Here is an 18,837-nt window from a genome sequence, read left to right on the forward strand (position 1 = left end):
CAATAGCCCGAAGGTCGGGCAGAAAGGAGGGAAGGTGATGTTGGAAAAATATGACTTCATCATTATCCCGTTATTAAAAGTCCTGTCAATTGTTGCTCCATTTGCCTTGTTGGTAATTGGGGTCGTGATGCATAATCCAATCGTTTTTGTGCTATTTTTCATAGCGGAAATCGTTGGGCTGTGTGTTTTCGATGAACTCCGTAAGTATTTCAACTTCGGAGACATCGGATGCGAGGACGACTAAGAGAGGGGTTCGCCACCCCCTCTTTTTTTGTTGCCAAAAAACAAAGTACTTATAAATTGATAAAAATAATAATTCTTTAAGAAAGGAGAAAAGCATGAAAGAAGGATTAAAAAGATTCTCTGACCTTTTGTCAGTAGAATACAAAAAAATGGAAGAGAAAAATGAGGACGCACAATTGCAATATGCAAAAGTGATGTTTTCGCAAATCTTTAAGTACCTTGCAAAAGAAAGTAAGGAAAATGAGGACTTTGATAAAGCCCTTATGCAGGAACATAAGACTCCTGCCCGCCTCTATCAGTACTTGGAAAAAGAGGTAAAGAAACGCTCTCCGCAAGGCGTACGATACGCTTGTGTGCCTGATGATGAAGTGTTCGACCTCATTTCAGAATATGTCTTCTTAGACGATAAGGCTGAAATCGAGGCAGAAGAAAAGAAAAAGTTGGAAGAAGCGAAAAGAAAAGAAGAACGTATGAAAAATACGCCTGTTCCAAAGAAACAAGAAAAAAAGAAGAAAGTTGGAAATCTTGTTGAGGAAACAAGTGGACAGCTTTCACTATTTTAGAAAGGAGGCTATTATGCACGAGCCAAAAAGAATGCAAATGGGAAGAGTCGTTGTAACTCTCCAATACGATAGGGTAATTTCTGTCGATGAGTGCGGTGAAAATCTCGCCCACCTTGAAAACGGAGTGCTAGTAGACTCGGACGGAGAGGAAGTCGATATGAATGCCCTTAAAAAATACGCTTACGGAGGTGGCAAATGAAGGTAACAGAGATAAGGCTTAATCTTGTGGAAACAGATAACGCAGTAAAGGCAGTTGGTAGTTTTGCTCTTGACGGAGTGTTTGCTGTTCGTGGTGTAAGAGTCATGGAAGATAAGAATGGTTGCGATTTTGTTGCATATCCAGCCAGACAGAATGAAAGAGGGAAATACGAAGACCTAGCGTTTCCGCTCAGTAAAGAGTTGTATTATCACATTTCTGATGCAATTATCGCAGAATATAGGCGTTTGAAAGGAGAATAAAATGGAGTATTATATGACCATTGCAAGTAAAGAGAAGGACGGAGCAATCCGTCTTTCTGTTTATGTAAATGAGAATTATGATTGGCGAGAGGAGAAGCAGTCCTTGTGGAAAATCCATCGCAAAACCTTGCTGTATGCAAAAAAGGATAGCTTTTACACGGTTACGGACGGTAAAAAATCCGTAAGAGGACTTGAATGGATTGTCTTCGGTCAGGTTCTTGGGAGTCGGCATCTCTTGGACGGAATTTGCAAGTGGCAAGGAAGCCTTCGAGCTACCTTGATGAGTTATTCTCGCAAAATAAAAGAAAAAGAAGCAAGAGAAAGATGGCAAAAGAGGGTGAAAAAGTCAGAAGACTTCTTTAAACCACTTCCAAAAGTACTAAATGGCTTTTTAGAGTTTTGCGAAACAGACGGCACACAACCGTATGTCGTAGAAGAAAACGGAAAATGCTTTTGCACAGCGTGTAAACAAACATTTCCGTTAATCACCGCAAAACATAAGGAAGTTATAAAGTGCCCTTCTTGTAAAAGAGAGGTGGTTTTCCGTAAAGAACGCTATGCTCATTCCTCTTTGGTAGAGCGAGGAACGACAATGCTTGTTCAGCCATTTCGTGGAGATATTGCTGTGAGAATCTTTGATGTGAGAAAAGGATTGTCCGATTATCACAATAAGGCAGTTGTCCTTGAACGAGTCCGAGGAGTCTTTGCAAATGGACGAGACGAATACTTTGAGAATAAACGTGGATACTTCCAAAAAGTGAACAGAGTGCTTTACCGCTCGGCAGAGCGAAGTAGAGTGTATCAAAGATGTAGAGCACTTGATGCACCGACACTTAAATTAGCAGGTTTGCCAAACTTTAAGGAAGGATATATATGGGAGGTAACTGCTCACTTTGAAAGAGCCGTGCAACCTGCCTATGAAAAACTCTATAAAGCAGGCTTTGAGACGCTTTGCAAGGAAATTCGGCATTGCCGTCACAATATAGATGTGGGTAGCACACTTTCTCCAAAAAAACTGCTCAAAATCACAGGAGAGCAGTTTAAAGGGCTGAATAGAAAGAGCCTTACTACTAATGAGATAAAAGCCTTGCAAGAAAACCCTCACCTTACACATGAAGATGAGAAAAAACTCGCAAAGGCAGGGTATAAATCCTTTGATGTTTGCAAATATATCACTTGTCATAAGGCAGTAAAATTTGCAAAAGGTAAGGAAGACGTTTTGACGGAATACGTTGACTTCCTTCGTCTTGCAAAAGAAATAGGAGAGAAAAATCTGTTCCCAAAAGACGTTTTAAAAGCCCATGATGATGCATTTTCTAAGGCAAAGGCAGTGAGAAACGAAAGGTTATCTGAAAAGATTCGTGAGGTTAACGAAAAAAGAGATTGGTCTTACGAAAAAGATGACTTAAAACTCGAATTGCCAAAATCCTTTGATGACTTTGTAAAAGAATCCGATACCTTAAAGCACTGCGTAGGTAGAAGTGATTTTTACGCAAAGAAAGTTGCAAAAGAGGAAATTGCCATTGTTTTTGTCAGAAAAGAAGGAAAACCTCATGTAACGGCAGAACTAAGTCTTCCAAGTCTTGACTTTGTTCAGATAAGAGGACTGCAAAACTCTCGCCCATCAGATGAGGTAAAAACCTTTTTGAATGATTTTAGGATAATGCAAAAAATGCAGTGTGCGTAAGTAATTAGGGGAGTTAATTGCTCCCCTGTTTTAAATGTACTTATAGAGTGTAAAAAGTAATATTTTCTAAAAAAAAGGAGAAAAAGAAATATGAGAAATGAAATGAATTTTATCGAAGAAGTAACTAGAGTGGTTCGCATCAAAGCAGACTATGAGGTAGAGGAAAAGACCGTTTTGAAAAATAATGGTCTAAAACTCCATGGGTTGTCTTTCAAAGGTGAAAACCTAACTGCTCCAACTATTTATTTGGACAGTTATTTCACAAAATTCACAAATGGCGAAATGTCGTTTGATGAAATTGTGGATGAGGTATTGTCCTTGGCAAAAAATCATGAGACAAGCTCTTATGACCGTATTGCAAAGGATTATCAGGACTTTGCAAAGGTGTCAAGGAGGCTGATGCCGTGCCTCGTAAATGCTGAAAGAAATGCGGACCTTTTAAAAGAAGTTCCGCACCGTAAGGTTTTAGACCTTGCAATTATTTACAAGTATGCGGTACTCGGAAACGAAGCAGACGGCGTTGCAACAATCACTGTTCGTAATGAGTATCTTGATATGTGGGGAGTCACAGAAGAAGACCTTTTTAGTAAAGGAAATTTCTTCCCTGCAAAAATTCAGACTTTAGCCGAAATTGTAGGAATACCTACCCGGCTATGTATGTAGTGAGCAACTCCGTTTTGGTAAATGGAGCGATATATATGCTCGACACAAATACGCTTGATAAGATTGCAGAAACTGTTCATAGCGATTTGTATATCCTCCCAAGCAGTATCCATGAAGTTATCTGTGTAAGTACTGAGTTGACAGATGACTTAGACTTCCTTATGGGTATGGTAAGGACAGTTAATGGAACAGAGGTTAGAGAGGAAGAACAGCTCTCTGATAGCGTCTACCGCTACGATGCGTCTAATAAGTGCGTAAAAAGATGTACTTATTAGTAGAAACTTATTAACTTCCCCCCCCTAGATTAAAAGACTTCCTCCCTTTTTGGGAGGGAGCAAAGGAGGCGAAAGAGTTGCCACCTTAAGAGGGAAAGGTGTTTGCCTAATAACTTCGGGTTTTAAAAAGAAAGGAAGAATAAAAGAATGAATAAAAATAGCAGACCGTGGACGGTCAAACAAATTACAAAGATGATTGATAATGGTAGTCTTGTCTTTGACAATGCTGTGCAGCGTACATTCGTGTGGAATAAGAATCGAATGTGTTTATTTATTGATTCTATTTTACGAGATTATCCTGTACCTGCGTTTTATGCAATTACGGATGGCAGAAAGATAACTACTCCGAAAGGAGAGGTTTCCGTATACGATTGCTTAGATGGCAAGCAGCGTTGCACAACACTTCATATGTTCATCAATAATGAGTTTGTTCTTCAAGGGCTTGAACCTTTTAAGACTAATGAAGGTGAAGTTGATGTTAATGGCATGACTTATGAACAGCTTCCTGAAGAACTGCAAGATGCGTTCAAGAATTTCCACATGAATGCTTATTCATTTGATGATGCCACAGATGAGGACGTTGTTGAAATCATGGCTCGTCTAAATAATGGTAAGCCGTTGTCAGCTATTGATAATACTCGTATCAAGGCTAAGGATTTGGCAGGCATTAAGAGACTTGCGTTTCATAAGCTTTTCACGGAATTTCTTACCGAGAAAGCAATCGCACGTCGTCAGAATGAAGAAATCGTTGTTAAGACATATCTTCATCTTGCAAATCCTGAAAGCGGTCTTGATAACAAGGATATTAGACCTGTCTATGAAACACTAGAGGTTAGTCCTGATGTTGAAAAGATGCTTACTGAGAGATTTGATTACCTTTATGATGTCGTAGCTGAAATGACACGCAAAGGTGAAAAACTCACAAAGAAGGCTGTTAAGACAATCCTTAAGAAGACTCATATGGTATCTGTAATGTATATCATAGACAGAGCTGTTAAAGAAGGTGTTCCTTTTGAGGATGTAATTAAGTGCCTTACACAGTTTTACGACGAGGGTAAGCCATCTTCTGATGAAAGATATAACGAGGCTTGTAGTAATGGTTCTAATCATGCAGGTAACGTAATTGCTCGTAGAGAGGCTCTTAAGAAGCAGTATGATTGGTTTTTTAATTAAGAAATGGGAGTGTTTTATGAAAGTTGTTGCAACGGTAAGGGGCGACCAAGTAAGAATGGATAGCCTTAGTGACTTTGCAAAAAGTTTTTGTAAAAAAGAAGGATTTGGGAAAATTTCAAGCCTAGTCCTTTTTCATAACCTAAATAACCATCAACCGTTTTCCATTTTGGAAGAGAAAAGAATTATAGCGGTTGGGAGAAATAAAGGGATTTCCTTTGATTATCAGTCAAATGGAAAATACCTTGTAAAAACAAAGCACGGGGGTTTTACGATTTTCGTGCAGGAAGTGTAAAAAGGGAGCTTAGGCTCTCTTTTTTTATTGCCAAAAAAACAAAGTACTTATAGTTTGTAAAAGTAATCGTTCCGAAAAGTAGGAACATAAGAAATCGGGCAAAAGCTCAAGGAGGAAAATATTATGGCAAAAAAGAAAATTGTAGCAGGTATGGAGATTGGGTTCGTAAAGGTGTTATCCATTGACAATAATACCTGTAATTGTTTGTGTCAGTTGGATGATGTTATGTTCACAAGACATATTGAGACTCTCAAAAAGCACATTGGAGATATGGATTATTCTTGTGGGTGTAATCGCAGACTCCCGTGGAATGAGAAGGGTGTTTACTACGACACTACGCATGGAAAATGGGTAGCATATATCGGATATAAATCCAAAAGATATATTCTGTCCTCATTAAAGAGCCGTACAAAAGAGGAATGTATGGCTATCCGAGAAATTGCCGAACAAGCAAAAAAGCTCGGAGTATTTGCCGAGTGGTTTGAAGCTACTCGCTATATCCGTGGGAACAAGGCATATCAGGATGCCAATAAGAATGCCATGCATCACACGGAAAACGCTACTATCACAAAGCCTAGCGAGAAGGGTGATAAATGGCAGGTAAGAGTGTACCACAATGGTACGCAAAAAGCTCTCGCTACTTCGGAAAACAAGAAGTATATAGAGGAAGTTCATAGACTCGCTAAAAGTGCCCTAGAAGATGGGGTATATGACGAGTGGCGAGAGATGTTTAGAGCACGCAAAGCCGAAATCAAGGCAAAATGTGCATAAAAGAGGGGGCGAAATGCCCTTCTTTATCCAAAGAAAGGAGGAATTGCAATGAAAAAATGCGAAAATTGCATGGAATGGGAGCGCTTTGACGGATACGGTTATGGTTGTTTTTGCATGAAAACAATGACCCCAATAGATGCCGAAAAATGCGAATTTTATGCAGACAAAAGGTGTCTTGATGTACCGCATTCATGGAAACCATCAAAAGAAACTGTCAATACGCAAGAAATTAAGGAGGAATTGCAAAAAATGACAAGAAAGACTGCAAAAACAATAGCTGACTACAGTGACCATTGTGGGAATTGTGCAGTTATTGATTACTGCGATGAGCCGTATAGTGATATACATCTTTGCTGTAATCCCGTGATATGTGATATGTCCCCAACGGAATTTAAAGAATTGTATAACAATATACAATACAAGCACCCAAAATGGAGCAAGCGTAAGATTTTGAAATTTCTTACAGATGCATATGGTGCAGAAGATGCCCTTAATTCTGTAAGAGACATGATAAAAAATTACTGCCCTAATTGTGGGAGCAGGAATGAATAAGGAAAGGAGATTTTATGAGAGAAATCTTAAAACATACCAAAACAGGGCTATCACTAGCAATGATAGTTGTTTTGGCAACACTTAGAGAGTCTTTATAGGCTCTCTTTTTTAAAAAAGGAGGTAAAGATGAGAGAAGTAGATGCAGTTCGTTATTCTAAAGCGGCTCAAAAATTTATAAAAAAGCAAGACGCAAAAGAAAGAAATCGCATCAAAAAGGCTATTGAAGATAACCTAAAGCATGTTCCTGCTACAGGAGATATAAAACCATTGGCGGGATTTTTTGATGGCAGAAAAAGGTTGCAAATCGGGTCTATTCGTATTATATTTAAGTATGACAAAGACAATCATTTGCTTATTTTAAGCATTTTAGATATTGGCAACCGTGGAGACATCTATAAGTAAAGGAGGAATTGTAATGAAGACACGCACAATGGAAATTGCGGAACTATTGGATATACTTCCTGACGAAGATGTTTCGTTAGTAAACGCTTTAATAAAAAAACTCGTTCTTGCATGGGATAGAGATTTTGTCAAAGTCACTCCAAAAGAACAAAGGATTTTGGAACAAAGTGAGGAAGAAATGAAAAATGGCATCTTTGTCACAGAGGAAGAGATGTGGAATTAATTAAAGGCTCGCAATAGCGAGTCTTTTTTATTGTAACTGATGAAAAAATAACCTCATGAACATAAGAAGCTCCTTCGGGGCTTCTTTTTTTGTGTCTAAAATCACCTTCCTTTTCTCTATATATAACTGAAAGGAGGGCGAAAGATGCTACTTGTGAGAACGCTGAAATCAAGAGATGAACTAAAACAAACACTCGTTTCTTTGTGCGAATTTGATGATGACGTAAATGGGAAGAACGGGAAAATTTGGTCATGTGCGAGAAAAGAAGGATATAGTACGACTGCGGAATATTTGGCAGATGAGGTGCTAAAGTCAGAGCCAAAAACCATTTTAGATGCTGTTAATTTGTTTTTGTCCGAATGGGTAGATAAGGTCTACTACTACGGTGGATTCAATGCACAGACCATTGTGATTCATGATGTAACTGTCGTTTGCGTAGAGATAAAGGATTAAATTATGCGAGATGGATATAGAGGTTGTCGGTGCGACAATTGCCTAAAAAGGCTAGAACCGCATGAGGCAATAAAAATACAATTCAAAAAATATACAGATAAGGGCACAGGAGAGCCAATTCATGGGATTTATAAGACTTTTGGAAAAATGGACTTGTGCGAAGAATGTTTCAAGTTGGAATTTGGAGAAAAAGCAATGTGAAAGGAGAAAAATTTATGAAATACGACTTAGTAGGAATTGATGGGAACGCATTTTCGGTCATGGGATATACCGCAAAAGCCCTAAGAAGAGAAGGGCTTGAAGATAAGATTGACGAAATGTATGAACGAGCACAAAGCGGAGATTATAACAACCTGCTTTGCGTGTGTATGGAATACATTGATATGGCAAATGAAAAGGCAAATGCAAGGGGGGAATAAGAAAATGTACGAAAATATCACAGCCAAAATAACCGAACCAAATGGACATAGTTTCTATTATAGCGTCCTTGAAGTGGATGTTCAGACACCCGAAGACGAGATTTTAGAAGACGAAGAAGATGTAAAAGACCTTTTTTACAACATCATAGACAGAGAAACCCTAAATTCGTGGAGTGGGTGTACCGTGGAACTGACCTACACATGGGGCAAGGAAGTCCGAATTGAAACAGTTATTGAAATGTAAGGAGTATTGATGGAAAGCCTTTTTTTAAAAACAGACAAAATAAGTGATTTGGCAAATGCGGACAGCCTCGCCTTTGGTATATTCATGCATTTTGTAGAACATATGGACTACGAAAATAAGGCAGATGTCCTTCTTGTGGATATTGCAGAAAAGTTTGATGTATCACTTACGACAATTTCAAATAGGGTAAAGATGCTAGAAGAAATGGAATTTGTTAAGGTTATCCCAAGTGGGCGGTCTTTTATTTACTTCGTAAACCCTGATATTGTAATAGCTCATAAAAGCGAAATGCGATATGTGAAAGAGAAGTGCCATGAAGTGCGTTATTTAAAAGAACGGCTTTTGTCAGATGAAAAAAGAGTAAAGGAAGATGCAGAGAACATTTTAGATGGAATCTTCGCCACCAATATCGGGGAAGATGTAGAAAAAGTAAAGATTTCAAGAGTAAGGTATGAGCAATGCTATCAAGATGTATTACAACTTTGCAAATATCTTGGTGGGGAATATGTGAAAGTTTTCAAGCAGATTTTAGGAGGAGTAAATGAATAATATTAAGGACAATTTGCATACACAAATTTGCAAAGTGGAAAAAGATGCATCAAATGATATGACCTATTTGGAATGGATTTTGTATGTGCATCATGCAATAGGAAATCCGCTCACAATGGAATATATGAATTGGCTAATGGACGAAGCCACAAATGAGGAGCTTGTAAGAGAAGTGGAAATGGCAGATGAACTAATTGCAAAATAGTTTTCAGAAAAGAGAAAGGAAGTTTAAGACAATATGAGAAATACCAATTCTAAAGCAAGGATTCTAGGATACATTGGCTGTATTGCTGCGATAGTCTTGTCGGTGTTATCTCCAATATTTTGGTTACACGGTCACGAGAAAGCGGGAATACTGTGTGGTCTAGCCATGTGGCTGGTCATACTGTTCCTCTTATGTTGCATAATATTAGAAAAAATAAAAGATTTAGAAGATTAAAGGAGAAAAAATCATGGAAAAGACAAAGTTAAGGGGAATAATGCTCGAACACTCCGATGGAGATTTTGAGTATTACTGCCCCAAATTAACGAAAGAGGACGAAGATGCTCTCTTTAAAATCCTCGGCAAATACGGGGACAATAACCCGTCAACGAGAGGGGATATTCCAAAGTATTGTCATGAAATTGTGTCAGTTCTTGCGGAAGACTAATTTTGTCCAAAATTTGCAAAAATCACAGTAAATATAGATGATAGAAAGGAGAAAAGAATGAGAATTGAATTTGACGAAATTGCATCAAGCAATGGAAACACGATAGAGCTTTATTTTTCAGCCCCAAAGGAAATTTTGGGAGAGTATTTTCCCAATAAATCATATTCTTCGGCTGTAAGTGCTGAAATCTTAATTGAAATTGATGGAGATGATGTAATTAACACATATTTGTCTCCTTCTCGGCTTTTAGATGGCTCTTTAGAAGAATACGATTGGCAAGAAGTCTATTTTAATAAGAAATTGGTAAATAGGCTTGTCACTTTGGCAAAGTCAGATGATGCCATGTATGGGCTAGAAAATGTTAGCATTGATGTCTAAGACTAAAGAGGGCTGAGGCTCTCTTTTTTTAGTCAAGAAAGCCCACTTTTAGTCAAGGAATTAGTCAAGAACCTCTTTTTTTGTTGTACTTATAGAATTGAAAGAAGGGAATTGCATTGAAAAAGATTTTAAAGAAGATTGTGATGTTTAGTTTAATTGCTATGATTGGCGTTTCAAGTATGTATATTGGAACGAACACAAAAGCAGTGGTTACATCACAAGCAAAAATGAGTTGGACTACGCAAGCAAACTCTGTAAAGATTGTTGTAAAACCTACTTCTTCCGACTTTTCCAAAATGGGATATTCTAAGATTCGGTTAATGAAAAAGAAATCAACATGGAAAAATTTTGAAGTTTTTGCAACAAGTACTTCAAAGACAGGAGATACTTTCGTTGATAAATCTGTTGAAAGTGGGTGTTGTTATACATACCGAGTAATGGGTTGTAAAAAATCTACAAAAAAGTGGGTTTATCTTAACACAGGAACTTCGGGATATTTTATCAAACAGCCTACTATTACGGGAGTGTCCAACATCAAAAAGAGTGGAGCAACCGTAAAATGGAGCAATGCGAGCTGTAACTTCTATGAATACAAAGTTGTAAAAGTTTCAACAGGAAAAGTTGTAAAACATGCTCTTGTGAGTGGTAAATCAGTAACAACAATTTCCATAACAGGACTTTCCAAAAATACGAAATATAAAGTTCGCGTTCAAGGATTGCAATATAATGATAATACAGGAGCTTATGATGAAAGTGTATGGAGCAGTTGGAAAACATTTACAACAGAAAAAAAGTAAAAATTTGTTAGACAGTCGGTAAAATATAGTCTAATAATTTTCAGCATTAGACTATATATATGTGCAACGGAAAAGTGCTTCAAATATATATATGAAAGAGAGGTTGCTCGTTTTACTTCCCATTAGCGAGGTGCAATTCCTCGCCCGTTGCTTTGGCTTGTCAAGTCAAGCCAAAATTCCTCAACTTATTTAAGAAAGAGAGTCAATATGGCTCTCTTTTTTTGTCTAAAAGTCGCAAAAATTGCAATAGATATAGATGAGAAAAGATTTTTTATTTCAGAAAGGAGAATTTATGAAAGAGTATAAGGTAACAATTACAGAAACGAACATTTGCGAAGTAAATGTAGAGGCTGAGTCTGAGGAAGAAGCTCTTGCTATGGTGGAAACTGATTATTTTGCAAATCCAAATGATTATTTCTTAGAAATTGATGATACCACTTTTGATGTAGAAGAAGAATAGAAAGGAGAAATTTTATGAAAAAATATAATGTAATAGTTACAGACATGAAGACTTTCGAAGTTAGCGTAGAAGCTAAGTCAAGAGAAAAAGCACTTCTCGAGGTGCAATTTAATAGTTCTAAATATCTGCGTCACTTAGAACCCATCGAAAGCTCTTTATTTTTTAATGAAAAAGAAGACATAGGAAAAGAACTTGAAAGAAACATTGATAAAATCATACTGGCAAAAGATGTGACAGAGTTAAAAGAGGCTTATCGCCTTGCCAAAATTGAGTTAGATAAGCTAGTGAAAGAAAAAATGTACGAGATTTGCGAAGTTTAGCCTTTTTTCTTTGCAAAAAGCGTACTTATAGACAGTAAAAAGAAACATATTCAAAGAAAGGAGTAGAGATGAAAATCGAAATCAAAACAGGCGGGAAAAGGAGCGTGATTAGTCATTTAAAGAAAAACTATGGACTGTCAAATGCGGTTGCAACCATCATTGCAAGAAGAAGTGACGAATCCTTTTTCGTTATGCCGTGGGAAAGAAAGGAGCTTGAAGAAATTGAGGGAGAAATAACTGCCTCAAAGTTTATCAAAGCCAATAAAGACTTAAAGACAAGAGTGATAGGGGATTATGACATTGACGGAGTAATGTCAACCTTCATTCTTGTAGATGGTCTAAGGAGTTTTGGCATGAACGTAGATTACTATTTGCCAAAAAGAAAGACAGATGGTTACGGATTAAATCCTAATATTGTCAAAAAAGCCATTGAAGATAAGGTGGAAATGCTAATTACCTGTGATAATGGCATTTGTGCACATGAATCTGTGCAGATTGCAAAGGAAAATGGACTAAAGGTGGTCGTGACAGACCATCATATCCCATCAGATACTTTGCCAAATGCAGATGTTATTTGTAATCCGCATCTTAGCAAATCTCCTGAACAGTGCGGGGCAACTGTTGCGTATAAAATCATTCGGCATTTATTAGATGATATGCCAAATAAGTATTTTGAAGCAATGGCATTTGCTACTGTTGGAGATGTCATGCCACTTCTTGGCGAAAACAGACAGATTGTGCAAGAAGGGCTTGAAATGATGGAACAAAGTAAGTGGGAATTTCTAAACGTCCTTGTAGACCTTGCAGAAAATCCGCAATATGCATCAAATCGGATTACCGCAAGAGACATTGGTTTCACTTTTGGACCATGCATTAATGCAGCAGGGCGAATGTCGGATGCCGAAATTGCAGAAAGACTTTGCCTGTGTGATGACAAAAACGAGCTTGTCAAAGGTGTTCGAGGGCTAATTGACCTCAATGAGCAAAGGAAGGAGCTTTGCACGGTAGCAACCGAAGAAGCCATCCAAAAGGTAAATAAGGAAGACAAAATCCTTGTCGTGTGCCTTGAAAACGCTTCGGATTCCATTGTAGGGATTATTGCAGGACGATTGGTGGAACAGTTTTATAGACCTGCCATCGTGCTAACTCATATGCCTGATGGAACGCTGAAAGGTTCGTGTAGAAGTACGGACAATTACAATATTTACGAAGGCTTAAAGGAGTGCGAAAAGTATCTGACTCGTTTTGGTGGACATAAAAAAGCGGCAGGACTTGGACTTGAAGAAAAAAATCTTGATACTTTTAGAAGGGAGATTAACGCAAATTGCAAGGAAATTTTTGAAAAGAAAATCGTTTGTGATATTCGCCTTGCAAAAGTAAAAACTTCTGTCCTTTTGGTAAGAGAAATCAGTACTTTAGAGCCATTTGGAGAAGGAAATCCTGAACCAATTTTTGCAAAAGATGTAGTAATTACGTCCCTTCGTAGATGCGGAAAAGAAAATCAGTGCATCCTTGTTTTTTGCGAATCAGGAGATAAGGGAATTGCCTTTGACGGAGATGAGTTTGAAGAAAACTTAAATTCTCTTTTTGGCAAAGAAAAAGTGCAAAAGGTTTTTGATGCAAAAGATACCCTAAGTTGCACCCTTGCTTTTCGGCTTTCCGAGAGTGAATACAACGGAAATAGTGAAGTTTCGCTTCTCATTTTAGGTGCAAAATAGCACTTATTGTACTTATGGAGTAGAGAAAAAGAAAGGAGAAATGCTCATGAAAGGAAAGTCAGAGAAAATTGCAAGAAAAAAAGCAGAAGAACTACTTTCTTCTGTAAAAATGGATAATAAAGACATTGCCGTAGATTTGCTAACTGCAATGTACTTGTATCAGTTCTTTATTGGAAGAAGTGAGGTAGATAACGAAGAAGTCTATGAGATTTTGAATGAATCTAGGGAAGAAGTTATCAACGCACTTTTTATAGAGTTTGACCTGCAATATGACGGAATCAAGTCAAATGCAGCAGTCGAAGCCTATAAAAGGTATGCAGTACAACCGCCTGCTGTTAGAGGAGCGGTAAAAGGAGCTGTTATCTTGGCTCTTGTCAAGGAACTCACAGAAGACTCATAGGAAGGAGAGTTATGAAGTTTAAAATATGGCTGATAGTTGCGGGGCTTTTACTAGTCCCGCAATCTGTTTATGCATCGGCAGGACATACAGAGGCGATGGAAACCACTCTTGAAGCATCTATTGCCAAAAAAGAAAGTTCTTTGTCAAATGGTGTTAGCGATGTTATGACCAACGCAATTGACAAAGCAAAGAAAGCCGAGATTAAACGAAAGAAGCGAATTGCAAAAAAGAAGCAAGAAAAAAAAGAAGAAAAGGAAAAGAAAAAACGCCTTGCAAAGCAAAGTGACATTGACATTATGGCTCACGTTCTAATGGCAGAAGCAGGCGGAGAGAGCAAAGAATGTTTGTATGCGGTAGGCTCTATGATAGTCAATCGAATGAACGATAGTTATTATCACGGAACACTTGAAGAAGTCATTTATCGCAAAGGGCAATTTGAGTGCACATGGAACGGGGCAATCGAGAAAACCCCTACAGATTTGTGCTATGAAGTTGCAAAAGATGTTCTTACCAATGGCTCAACAATCCCTGAAAATGTCGTATATGCGGCAGAGTTTCTGCAAGGAAGTGGGCTTTGGAAGGAAATTGATGGCATGATGTTCTGTTATAAGTAAAGGAGGGCTTTTTTTGAAGACCATTAAAGAAAAAGTGGCTTACAAAGGTTATATCATTGAAGCCGAGTATAACCTTGATGGAGATAGAACCCATGGAGCAACTTTAGCAAGTGTATTTGACGAAGATGATAATCTTGTTAAAGAAAACGGAAAGACACTTAGCCATGCATCTACCAAAAAGATTGATGCAATAAATAAGTGCAAAGAGTTAATTGATAAAATGGAAGAACTTCCAAAAGGTCAATTAACTTTGTTTTAAAAGAGCAAAAAAAGGCTTTTTTTACAGTACTTATATAGTACAAAAAAGAAACAACTCTAAAGTTTAAGGGTTTAAGTAATCGCAAGGTGAATATCACGGCAGACTCGAAAGAGCGACATACCGATGACAACTTGCTTTAGAAATGTTTCAAGAAAGGAATGGGAGTGGACTCCTGTGCGTTGTGGGTGCTTTGCTTGACAAGGTACTGATACTTCGTACACAAGTGGGTTCGATTCCCTACCTTTCTTTATTATCTCTCCCTCCGCCACGGGGAGAGGTTTTTTTGATGTACTTATATAACGTAAAAGTTGTGGCGGCTTTTACAGTGGCTAAGAGAAAAATAGTTAGGACGCTAATTTATTTTTTTCTTGAAAAGGGAGCATCCGTGGACGCATGGGTGCTTTCTTTTTTTATGTACTTATAAATTGAAACAGAAATTAGAGCCAAAAAGTAGACTCAATAAATAATCGCCATAGAAAGGAGAATGATTATGGTAGATGTAATTTATGAAGGGTTCTTTTTAGATGAGCCTTTAAAAGGAAGTTTGGATAAAGTGGTAATAAATCAACATATCACCACAAACTTTCGCCCATATTGCCCGAAGAAAGATATGTATGGGCTGAAAGGGAAGTTCGAAGTCATTGGTTATGCTAATGACGGAAAGAACGAGGGTTATCTTGTTCGCCCTTACAGTTTGTGGAGTAGTGCACTTTGTGGGAAGATAAAGACTCCACATATTACCCTTTCGGTTTCCGAAAAGGGGAAACCTGTGGATACGGCGAAATTAAAGTTTCGACCATGTGAAAGAAAGGTTGTGACAGCAACCTTTGGTGCTTTCACTCCGCAGGGGCTTCTTTTGAAGGGAGGTGAGGTATAGATGTCTCACAATATCGAATACCACACCTTTTCGGAAAAAAGAAGTGAAAAATACATATCAGATGAGTTAAATCGGATATGTAGGGAAAGGTCAGATTCCCACGGTGGCTTGTATAACATTGTGGAGTTTCCGACAAGTAAAATTTTTCCTTCGTATGACGCAGCGGAGGAGTATATTGAGTCGATTGATACGATTCACAACTACCGCAACTTCGCTGTAAAGTTTGCAGTAGAAGTGAAAGAGTCAAAACGACTTGAAGAATTAGTTCAGCGAGAAAGGAAAATTAACGCTGAACTAGTCACCCTCAAGAACGAACATCACTTTAAAAACGCAAAAAGTTCGTTTATTGGGTGCAAAGAGTGTGGCTCGAAAATATCAACACTGTATATGGAGCGTAGAAATACCTGCCCCGTATGTGGTTTCGATATGCGACCAAAGACCGTTCTTGGACGGATTGCATCAAAACAAGATGTCTTGTTGCATTTAAGAGATGCAATTCGAGAGGAGCGAAAAAAGGCGAAGCCAACAAAGATAGCGTGGCTTGCCAAAATCGAGTACCACACGTAAAGAGAGGGGCATTTGCCCTTCTTTTTTCAAGTACTTATAAATTGATAAAAAGAAAACAGGCGAAAAAATGCTCGCCATTTTGTCACAAAAAGGAGATGATATATGTGACAAATGAAGAAATGTTAAAAGAATTCCAACGAGAAAAGGAGGAATTTCTAAAAAGAGATGAGGAGGTTGAATCTTCTCATCAAAAACTGCTCGCCTTATTCCCTGAAAGTGAGCAGAAAAAAATAATCTGCCATTATAAGGCAGAGTGGCGTATGGAAGAACTGTTCCATTACGCCAAAGATGAGGAGTGTTATGCTCCCCTCGGCGACTTCGGATTACTTCCTGAACGCCAAAAGGACACTTTAAAGCTCTTTTTGACGGAGTTTCGTGCTCCTGATGAAGACACGTTGTATTTCGCCCTCTGTGCGAGCGTAGCAGAGGACGAAGAAACGTATTGTTTCTTCCGTAAGCAATACTCATTGGCTACGTTCAGACTATTGGGCGAAGCCATAGAAGAGAGCCTGCATTAAGCGGGTTCTTTTTTTGTCTAAAAAATGTTTTGAAGTACTTATATACAAAAAGACGAAAGAAGAGATATTTTATGTCTGATTTAAAGAGAATGATAGTAAATTTACAGAAAAAGGGGATTGCTTTCAAACAATTTGGCAATTTGATTGTTTATCCTAGACAAAATAAATATATGATGCACATTTTTTCAAGAGAAGAAAGATGGTATAGCCGAAAGGTGCTGACAAAAGAAGAACTGGAGCAGTTTTTGAGAGAAACCCAAATTGTTTTTTCAAAAACTAAAAAAGAAGAAGATTTAGAGTCATTGATTGTATCAGAATAATGCAAAAAGAGCCTGTAAAAACGGGTTCTTTTTTGCGTTTCAAAAAAAGGAGAGAAGATGGAAATTCGAGACAACAACTTTTTATATAAAGATAAGCTAAATAACCTAAAAAGGACAAACATAGGCATTTCGTGTGGTTGCGATTGTCCTGTGTATGTATTTTTGCAAGTAGAAAGCACAAATATGGAATTAAGATGTATAAATTGCGGAAATGTCACCAAAAAGAGTCTAATTGTATAGTGATTTTTTCTATATATAAGTGAAATTAAAAGGAGAAATAAGAATGGTAAAAGATGTAACTTTGGAAGATGATAACTCGCCTTATGGTGGAGTTTCCTATGCAGGCGAAACGCTTTATGCTTTTTTAGATGAAGTAGGGATAAAGAGAGATACAAATATTGAAGAAATTAACAACACTTTAGCTTTATGCGGAATTAAGCAGGTAAAGGAGGAAGAAGTTTGGAAGTATTATATACCACTTGGGTGCAAGGAATTTGCGAAGAACACTTTGTAAGAGAACATATTAAGAAGATTTCACTTGGGGATTTGCAAAAGATTTTTCGTGATTTTGTAAAGGATGAACGCAACCGTCTTTGCTTGTATACGGACCATCAAATCCTCATGTATTTCGACACAGACGAAGATTTTAAGAACTGCATTGTGACAGTAAAGCAAAGAAAAGATACCAAAAAAGAGCCGTTTCATCAGGCAAAAGACAGATTGTGTAAACTGTTGGAGGTGGAATCTTGACCAAAAAGAAAATACTGAAAAACATTAAGGAAATTGAGACAAAAATTAAGGAAAAAGGGAATGAGAAATCTCTTATGGACGCACTTTTCATTTGCTTTACCTATATCTACAAGATTCAGGCATCACTAGTCGTTCCGTTTTTTGGGTATCAACTGTTTATTCAAAACGGAGACGTGTATCAAATCAAAGATGCAGATGGGAAAGAGGTCGCAAAAACGATAAACAAAAAACTAAGAGGGTTAGATGGAAAGGCTGTAAATGTCAAGGAATTTATCCTTAGTATTGTTTAACGAAAGGAGAAAAAAGTGAAAAAGTTTATTTTCCCCTTAATGGGGCTGTTTGCAATAGTATTTTTAACAGGGTGTAATTTTGATATTCCTGCTGAAATATCCACAAGCGAAAGAGAATATGTAACGGTAAATAGCGAAGATAGTGCAAGTGCAGAGGAAGAATACGAATCCGCATATAAAATCCTTAATAATAACGAAACTTCTTTTACTGAAGAAGAACTTGAAAAGGGCAAAATTTCCTTTGAGGAATATTATGACCTAGATTCACTTGGCAGATGCACAGGTGCATTTGCATCAGTTGGAACAGATTTAATGCCTGATGATGACCGAGAGGACATTTCAGAGGTTTATCCTACAGGTTGGGAACAGACAAATTATGGTTCTATTGACAATGGTGGTTGGCTGTATAACAGATGCCATTTAATTGCATATTGTCTGACGGGAGAAAACGATAACGAAAAAAATCTAATCACAGGTACTCGATATTTAAACATTGAGGGTATGTGGCAGATGGAAGAAAGTGTAAAGTTTTACTTAGAGGAAAACCCAAATAATCATGTGCTTTATCGAGTAACTCCTGACTTTGACGGCAATAATTTATTAGCAAGCGGAGTTGAGATTGAGGCAAAATCTGTAGAAGATGACGGTCTTGAATTTCACGTTTATTGCTACAATATTCAGCCAAATATAACAATTGATTACGCAACAGGAGAAAGCGAGGAAACGAAGTGAAAGAACGATTAAAAGAAATTGAAAACTATGCAAAAGAGATTCAAAAAATTGCAGAAGATATTGCAAAAGATAGCAATAATCGTTTTGTAAAGCAGGACATAAGTGGGTTTGTTTATGCCATTATCAACGGAGAAGAAATTGACGCTGATTTTATGAACGAATGTCTAAGTATCAAGGGTTAATGCCTATATATAATTAGAAAGAGAGGTAAAAAAAACG

36 protein-coding genes are annotated in these 18,837 nt (G+C 37.6%); all 36 read left to right on the top strand.

All coding sequences use genetic code 11. The annotated features are described in order from the left end of the window. The first annotated feature begins 37 nt into the window (after positions 1–37). The 36 genes from BLS20_RS05325 (at position 38) to BLS20_RS05515 (ending at position 18,800) form a co-directional block, all read left to right on the top strand. Positions 38–244 (top strand): hypothetical protein, encoded by a 207-nt coding sequence (locus BLS20_RS05325; RefSeq protein ID WP_090173018.1) that lies wholly within the window; start codon positions 38–40, stop codon positions 242–244. Positions 245–338: 94 nt separating this feature from the next. Continuing rightward, complete coding sequence (locus BLS20_RS05330) at positions 339–806, top strand: Cas9 inhibitor AcrIIA9 family protein (RefSeq protein ID WP_090173020.1); 468 nt, start codon at positions 339–341, stop codon at positions 804–806. 13 nt (positions 807–819) lie between these two features. Continuing rightward, complete coding sequence (locus BLS20_RS05335) at positions 820–1,005, top strand: hypothetical protein (RefSeq protein WP_090173022.1); 186 nt, start codon at positions 820–822, stop codon at positions 1,003–1,005. Further along, positions 1,002–1,265, top strand: coding sequence for a SpoVG family protein (locus BLS20_RS05340; protein ID WP_090173024.1), 264 nt, complete (start codon positions 1,002–1,004; stop codon positions 1,263–1,265). The genes BLS20_RS05335 and BLS20_RS05340 overlap by 4 nt, the downstream gene beginning before the upstream one ends. Position 1,266: 1 nt before the next feature. Next, positions 1,267–2,952, top strand: coding sequence for a PcfJ domain-containing protein (locus BLS20_RS05345; RefSeq protein ID WP_090173026.1), 1,686 nt, complete (start codon positions 1,267–1,269; stop codon positions 2,950–2,952). A gap of 90 nt (positions 2,953–3,042) precedes the next feature. Next, a complete protein-coding gene (locus BLS20_RS05350) occupies positions 3,043–3,615 on the top strand; it encodes a DUF5688 family protein (RefSeq protein ID WP_090173028.1) in 573 nt (190 codons plus the stop codon). A 35-nt stretch (positions 3,616–3,650) separates the two neighbouring features. After that, positions 3,651–3,890, top strand: a complete 240-nt coding sequence (locus tag BLS20_RS14000) for a DUF5688 family protein (protein WP_143010228.1) — start codon at positions 3,651–3,653, stop codon at positions 3,888–3,890. 147 nt (positions 3,891–4,037) lie between these two features. Beyond that, positions 4,038–5,063: a DUF262 domain-containing protein gene (locus tag BLS20_RS05360; protein ID WP_090173032.1), complete on the top strand. Its 1,026-nt coding sequence runs from the start codon at positions 4,038–4,040 to the stop codon at positions 5,061–5,063. A gap of 16 nt (positions 5,064–5,079) precedes the next feature. Then, entirely contained in the window at positions 5,080–5,355 is a 276-nt protein-coding gene (locus BLS20_RS05365) for a hypothetical protein (protein ID WP_143010229.1), read from the top strand. Between the two features lie 123 nt (positions 5,356–5,478). Then, positions 5,479–6,126: a hypothetical protein gene (locus tag BLS20_RS05370; RefSeq protein ID WP_090173036.1), complete on the top strand. Its 648-nt coding sequence runs from the start codon at positions 5,479–5,481 to the stop codon at positions 6,124–6,126. 48 nt (positions 6,127–6,174) lie between these two features. After that, complete coding sequence (locus tag BLS20_RS05375) at positions 6,175–6,678, top strand: hypothetical protein (RefSeq protein ID WP_090173038.1); 504 nt, start codon at positions 6,175–6,177, stop codon at positions 6,676–6,678. A 126-nt stretch (positions 6,679–6,804) separates the two neighbouring features. Then, on the top strand, positions 6,805–7,080 hold the full coding sequence (locus BLS20_RS05380; RefSeq protein ID WP_090173039.1) for a type II toxin-antitoxin system RelE family toxin: 276 nt from the start codon (positions 6,805–6,807) through the stop codon (positions 7,078–7,080). A gap of 13 nt (positions 7,081–7,093) precedes the next feature. Further along, positions 7,094–7,303 carry a hypothetical protein gene (locus BLS20_RS05385; RefSeq protein WP_090173041.1) on the top strand — a complete coding sequence of 70 codons (210 nt, stop codon included), beginning with the start codon at positions 7,094–7,096 and terminating at the stop codon, positions 7,301–7,303. Between the two features lie 144 nt (positions 7,304–7,447). Next, positions 7,448–7,756 carry a hypothetical protein gene (locus BLS20_RS05390; RefSeq protein ID WP_090173043.1) on the top strand — a complete coding sequence of 103 codons (309 nt, stop codon included), beginning with the start codon at positions 7,448–7,450 and terminating at the stop codon, positions 7,754–7,756. Positions 7,757–7,971: 215 nt separating this feature from the next. Continuing rightward, positions 7,972–8,175, top strand: coding sequence for a hypothetical protein (locus tag BLS20_RS05400; RefSeq protein ID WP_090173352.1), 204 nt, complete (start codon positions 7,972–7,974; stop codon positions 8,173–8,175). Between the two features lie 4 nt (positions 8,176–8,179). Beyond that, positions 8,180–8,419 (top strand): hypothetical protein, encoded by a 240-nt coding sequence (locus tag BLS20_RS05405; RefSeq protein WP_090173047.1) that lies wholly within the window; start codon positions 8,180–8,182, stop codon positions 8,417–8,419. Between the two features lie 9 nt (positions 8,420–8,428). Then, positions 8,429–8,968, top strand: a complete 540-nt coding sequence (locus BLS20_RS05410; RefSeq protein WP_090173049.1) for a replication/maintenance protein RepL — start codon at positions 8,429–8,431, stop codon at positions 8,966–8,968. Next, positions 8,961–9,173, top strand: a complete 213-nt coding sequence (locus tag BLS20_RS05415) for a hypothetical protein (protein ID WP_090173051.1) — start codon at positions 8,961–8,963, stop codon at positions 9,171–9,173. Before BLS20_RS05410 ends, BLS20_RS05415 begins: the two co-directional genes overlap by 8 nt. Positions 9,174–9,420: 247 nt before the next feature. Further along, positions 9,421–9,618, top strand: coding sequence for a hypothetical protein (locus BLS20_RS05425; protein WP_090173055.1), 198 nt, complete (start codon positions 9,421–9,423; stop codon positions 9,616–9,618). A 57-nt stretch (positions 9,619–9,675) separates the two neighbouring features. Beyond that, positions 9,676–9,996 (top strand): hypothetical protein, encoded by a 321-nt coding sequence (locus tag BLS20_RS05430; protein WP_090173056.1) that lies wholly within the window; start codon positions 9,676–9,678, stop codon positions 9,994–9,996. A 116-nt stretch (positions 9,997–10,112) separates the two neighbouring features. After that, complete coding sequence (locus tag BLS20_RS05435) at positions 10,113–10,793, top strand: fibronectin type III domain-containing protein (RefSeq protein ID WP_090173058.1); 681 nt, start codon at positions 10,113–10,115, stop codon at positions 10,791–10,793. A 292-nt stretch (positions 10,794–11,085) separates the two neighbouring features. After that, positions 11,086–11,253: a DpnD/PcfM family protein gene (locus BLS20_RS05440; RefSeq protein WP_143010230.1), complete on the top strand. Its 168-nt coding sequence runs from the start codon at positions 11,086–11,088 to the stop codon at positions 11,251–11,253. Between the two features lie 14 nt (positions 11,254–11,267). Then, positions 11,268–11,573 carry a hypothetical protein gene (locus BLS20_RS05445; protein WP_090173062.1) on the top strand — a complete coding sequence of 102 codons (306 nt, stop codon included), beginning with the start codon at positions 11,268–11,270 and terminating at the stop codon, positions 11,571–11,573. A 68-nt stretch (positions 11,574–11,641) separates the two neighbouring features. Next, positions 11,642–13,291: a single-stranded-DNA-specific exonuclease RecJ gene (locus tag BLS20_RS05450; protein ID WP_090173064.1), complete on the top strand. Its 1,650-nt coding sequence runs from the start codon at positions 11,642–11,644 to the stop codon at positions 13,289–13,291. 46 nt (positions 13,292–13,337) lie between these two features. Then, the gene (locus tag BLS20_RS05455) at positions 13,338–13,691 is read left to right on the top strand and encodes a hypothetical protein (RefSeq protein ID WP_090173066.1); all 354 of its coding nucleotides are present in this window, start codon (positions 13,338–13,340) and stop codon (positions 13,689–13,691) included. Positions 13,692–13,702: 11 nt separating this feature from the next. Then, positions 13,703–14,305: a cell wall hydrolase gene (locus BLS20_RS05460; protein ID WP_090173068.1), complete on the top strand. Its 603-nt coding sequence runs from the start codon at positions 13,703–13,705 to the stop codon at positions 14,303–14,305. Positions 14,306–14,318: 13 nt separating this feature from the next. Next, positions 14,319–14,564: a hypothetical protein gene (locus BLS20_RS05465; protein WP_090173070.1), complete on the top strand. Its 246-nt coding sequence runs from the start codon at positions 14,319–14,321 to the stop codon at positions 14,562–14,564. A gap of 490 nt (positions 14,565–15,054) precedes the next feature. Beyond that, a complete protein-coding gene (locus tag BLS20_RS05470; RefSeq protein ID WP_090173072.1) occupies positions 15,055–15,441 on the top strand; it encodes a hypothetical protein in 387 nt (128 codons plus the stop codon). Beyond that, positions 15,442–16,008, top strand: coding sequence for a hypothetical protein (locus BLS20_RS05475; RefSeq protein ID WP_090173074.1), 567 nt, complete (start codon positions 15,442–15,444; stop codon positions 16,006–16,008). It abuts the gene before it with no gap. Between the two features lie 104 nt (positions 16,009–16,112). Next, positions 16,113–16,526, top strand: coding sequence for a hypothetical protein (locus BLS20_RS05480; RefSeq protein ID WP_090173076.1), 414 nt, complete (start codon positions 16,113–16,115; stop codon positions 16,524–16,526). Between the two features lie 71 nt (positions 16,527–16,597). Continuing rightward, positions 16,598–16,846, top strand: a complete 249-nt coding sequence (locus BLS20_RS05485; protein WP_090173078.1) for a hypothetical protein — start codon at positions 16,598–16,600, stop codon at positions 16,844–16,846. 283 nt (positions 16,847–17,129) lie between these two features. Further along, positions 17,130–17,360 (top strand): hypothetical protein, encoded by a 231-nt coding sequence (locus BLS20_RS05495; RefSeq protein ID WP_090173083.1) that lies wholly within the window; start codon positions 17,130–17,132, stop codon positions 17,358–17,360. After that, complete coding sequence (locus BLS20_RS05500) at positions 17,306–17,596, top strand: hypothetical protein (RefSeq protein WP_143010231.1); 291 nt, start codon at positions 17,306–17,308, stop codon at positions 17,594–17,596. Before BLS20_RS05495 ends, BLS20_RS05500 begins: the two co-directional genes overlap by 55 nt. Then, the gene (locus BLS20_RS05505; RefSeq protein ID WP_090173086.1) at positions 17,593–17,886 is read left to right on the top strand and encodes a hypothetical protein; all 294 of its coding nucleotides are present in this window, start codon (positions 17,593–17,595) and stop codon (positions 17,884–17,886) included. The genes BLS20_RS05500 and BLS20_RS05505 overlap by 4 nt, the downstream gene beginning before the upstream one ends. A 15-nt stretch (positions 17,887–17,901) precedes the next feature. Continuing rightward, complete coding sequence (locus tag BLS20_RS05510; protein ID WP_242870536.1) at positions 17,902–18,618, top strand: DNA/RNA non-specific endonuclease; 717 nt, start codon at positions 17,902–17,904, stop codon at positions 18,616–18,618. Continuing rightward, entirely contained in the window at positions 18,615–18,800 is a 186-nt protein-coding gene (locus BLS20_RS05515) for a hypothetical protein (protein WP_090173090.1), read from the top strand. Before BLS20_RS05510 ends, BLS20_RS05515 begins: the two co-directional genes overlap by 4 nt. The last annotated feature ends 37 nt before the right edge of the window (positions 18,801–18,837 follow it).

This window comes from Eubacterium oxidoreducens, assembly GCF_900104415.1.
Lineage (GTDB): Bacteria > Bacillota > Clostridia > Lachnospirales > Lachnospiraceae > Eubacterium_C > Eubacterium_C oxidoreducens.

Coding starts and splice junctions, on each gene's coding strand:
- BLS20_RS05325 (WP_090173018.1), top strand. CDS start 38: ATGTTGGAAAAATATGACTTCATCATTATCCCGTTATTAAAAGTCCTG.
- BLS20_RS05330 (WP_090173020.1), top strand. CDS start 339: ATGAAAGAAGGATTAAAAAGATTCTCTGACCTTTTGTCAGTAGAATAC.
- BLS20_RS05335 (WP_090173022.1), top strand. CDS start 820: ATGCACGAGCCAAAAAGAATGCAAATGGGAAGAGTCGTTGTAACTCTC.
- BLS20_RS05340 (WP_090173024.1), top strand. CDS start 1,002: ATGAAGGTAACAGAGATAAGGCTTAATCTTGTGGAAACAGATAACGCA.
- BLS20_RS05345 (WP_090173026.1), top strand. CDS start 1,267: ATGGAGTATTATATGACCATTGCAAGTAAAGAGAAGGACGGAGCAATC.
- BLS20_RS05350 (WP_090173028.1), top strand. CDS start 3,043: ATGAGAAATGAAATGAATTTTATCGAAGAAGTAACTAGAGTGGTTCGC.
- BLS20_RS14000 (WP_143010228.1), top strand. CDS start 3,651: ATGCTCGACACAAATACGCTTGATAAGATTGCAGAAACTGTTCATAGC.
- BLS20_RS05360 (WP_090173032.1), top strand. CDS start 4,038: ATGAATAAAAATAGCAGACCGTGGACGGTCAAACAAATTACAAAGATG.
- BLS20_RS05365 (WP_143010229.1), top strand. CDS start 5,080: ATGAAAGTTGTTGCAACGGTAAGGGGCGACCAAGTAAGAATGGATAGC.
- BLS20_RS05370 (WP_090173036.1), top strand. CDS start 5,479: ATGGCAAAAAAGAAAATTGTAGCAGGTATGGAGATTGGGTTCGTAAAG.
- BLS20_RS05375 (WP_090173038.1), top strand. CDS start 6,175: ATGAAAAAATGCGAAAATTGCATGGAATGGGAGCGCTTTGACGGATAC.
- BLS20_RS05380 (WP_090173039.1), top strand. CDS start 6,805: ATGAGAGAAGTAGATGCAGTTCGTTATTCTAAAGCGGCTCAAAAATTT.
- BLS20_RS05385 (WP_090173041.1), top strand. CDS start 7,094: ATGAAGACACGCACAATGGAAATTGCGGAACTATTGGATATACTTCCT.
- BLS20_RS05390 (WP_090173043.1), top strand. CDS start 7,448: ATGCTACTTGTGAGAACGCTGAAATCAAGAGATGAACTAAAACAAACA.
- BLS20_RS05400 (WP_090173352.1), top strand. CDS start 7,972: ATGAAATACGACTTAGTAGGAATTGATGGGAACGCATTTTCGGTCATG.
- BLS20_RS05405 (WP_090173047.1), top strand. CDS start 8,180: ATGTACGAAAATATCACAGCCAAAATAACCGAACCAAATGGACATAGT.
- BLS20_RS05410 (WP_090173049.1), top strand. CDS start 8,429: ATGGAAAGCCTTTTTTTAAAAACAGACAAAATAAGTGATTTGGCAAAT.
- BLS20_RS05415 (WP_090173051.1), top strand. CDS start 8,961: ATGAATAATATTAAGGACAATTTGCATACACAAATTTGCAAAGTGGAA.
- BLS20_RS05425 (WP_090173055.1), top strand. CDS start 9,421: ATGGAAAAGACAAAGTTAAGGGGAATAATGCTCGAACACTCCGATGGA.
- BLS20_RS05430 (WP_090173056.1), top strand. CDS start 9,676: ATGAGAATTGAATTTGACGAAATTGCATCAAGCAATGGAAACACGATA.
- BLS20_RS05440 (WP_143010230.1), top strand. CDS start 11,086: ATGAAAGAGTATAAGGTAACAATTACAGAAACGAACATTTGCGAAGTA.
- BLS20_RS05445 (WP_090173062.1), top strand. CDS start 11,268: ATGAAAAAATATAATGTAATAGTTACAGACATGAAGACTTTCGAAGTT.
- BLS20_RS05450 (WP_090173064.1), top strand. CDS start 11,642: ATGAAAATCGAAATCAAAACAGGCGGGAAAAGGAGCGTGATTAGTCAT.
- BLS20_RS05455 (WP_090173066.1), top strand. CDS start 13,338: ATGAAAGGAAAGTCAGAGAAAATTGCAAGAAAAAAAGCAGAAGAACTA.
- BLS20_RS05460 (WP_090173068.1), top strand. CDS start 13,703: ATGAAGTTTAAAATATGGCTGATAGTTGCGGGGCTTTTACTAGTCCCG.
- BLS20_RS05470 (WP_090173072.1), top strand. CDS start 15,055: ATGGTAGATGTAATTTATGAAGGGTTCTTTTTAGATGAGCCTTTAAAA.
- BLS20_RS05475 (WP_090173074.1), top strand. CDS start 15,442: ATGTCTCACAATATCGAATACCACACCTTTTCGGAAAAAAGAAGTGAA.
- BLS20_RS05485 (WP_090173078.1), top strand. CDS start 16,598: ATGTCTGATTTAAAGAGAATGATAGTAAATTTACAGAAAAAGGGGATT.
- BLS20_RS05495 (WP_090173083.1), top strand. CDS start 17,130: ATGGTAAAAGATGTAACTTTGGAAGATGATAACTCGCCTTATGGTGGA.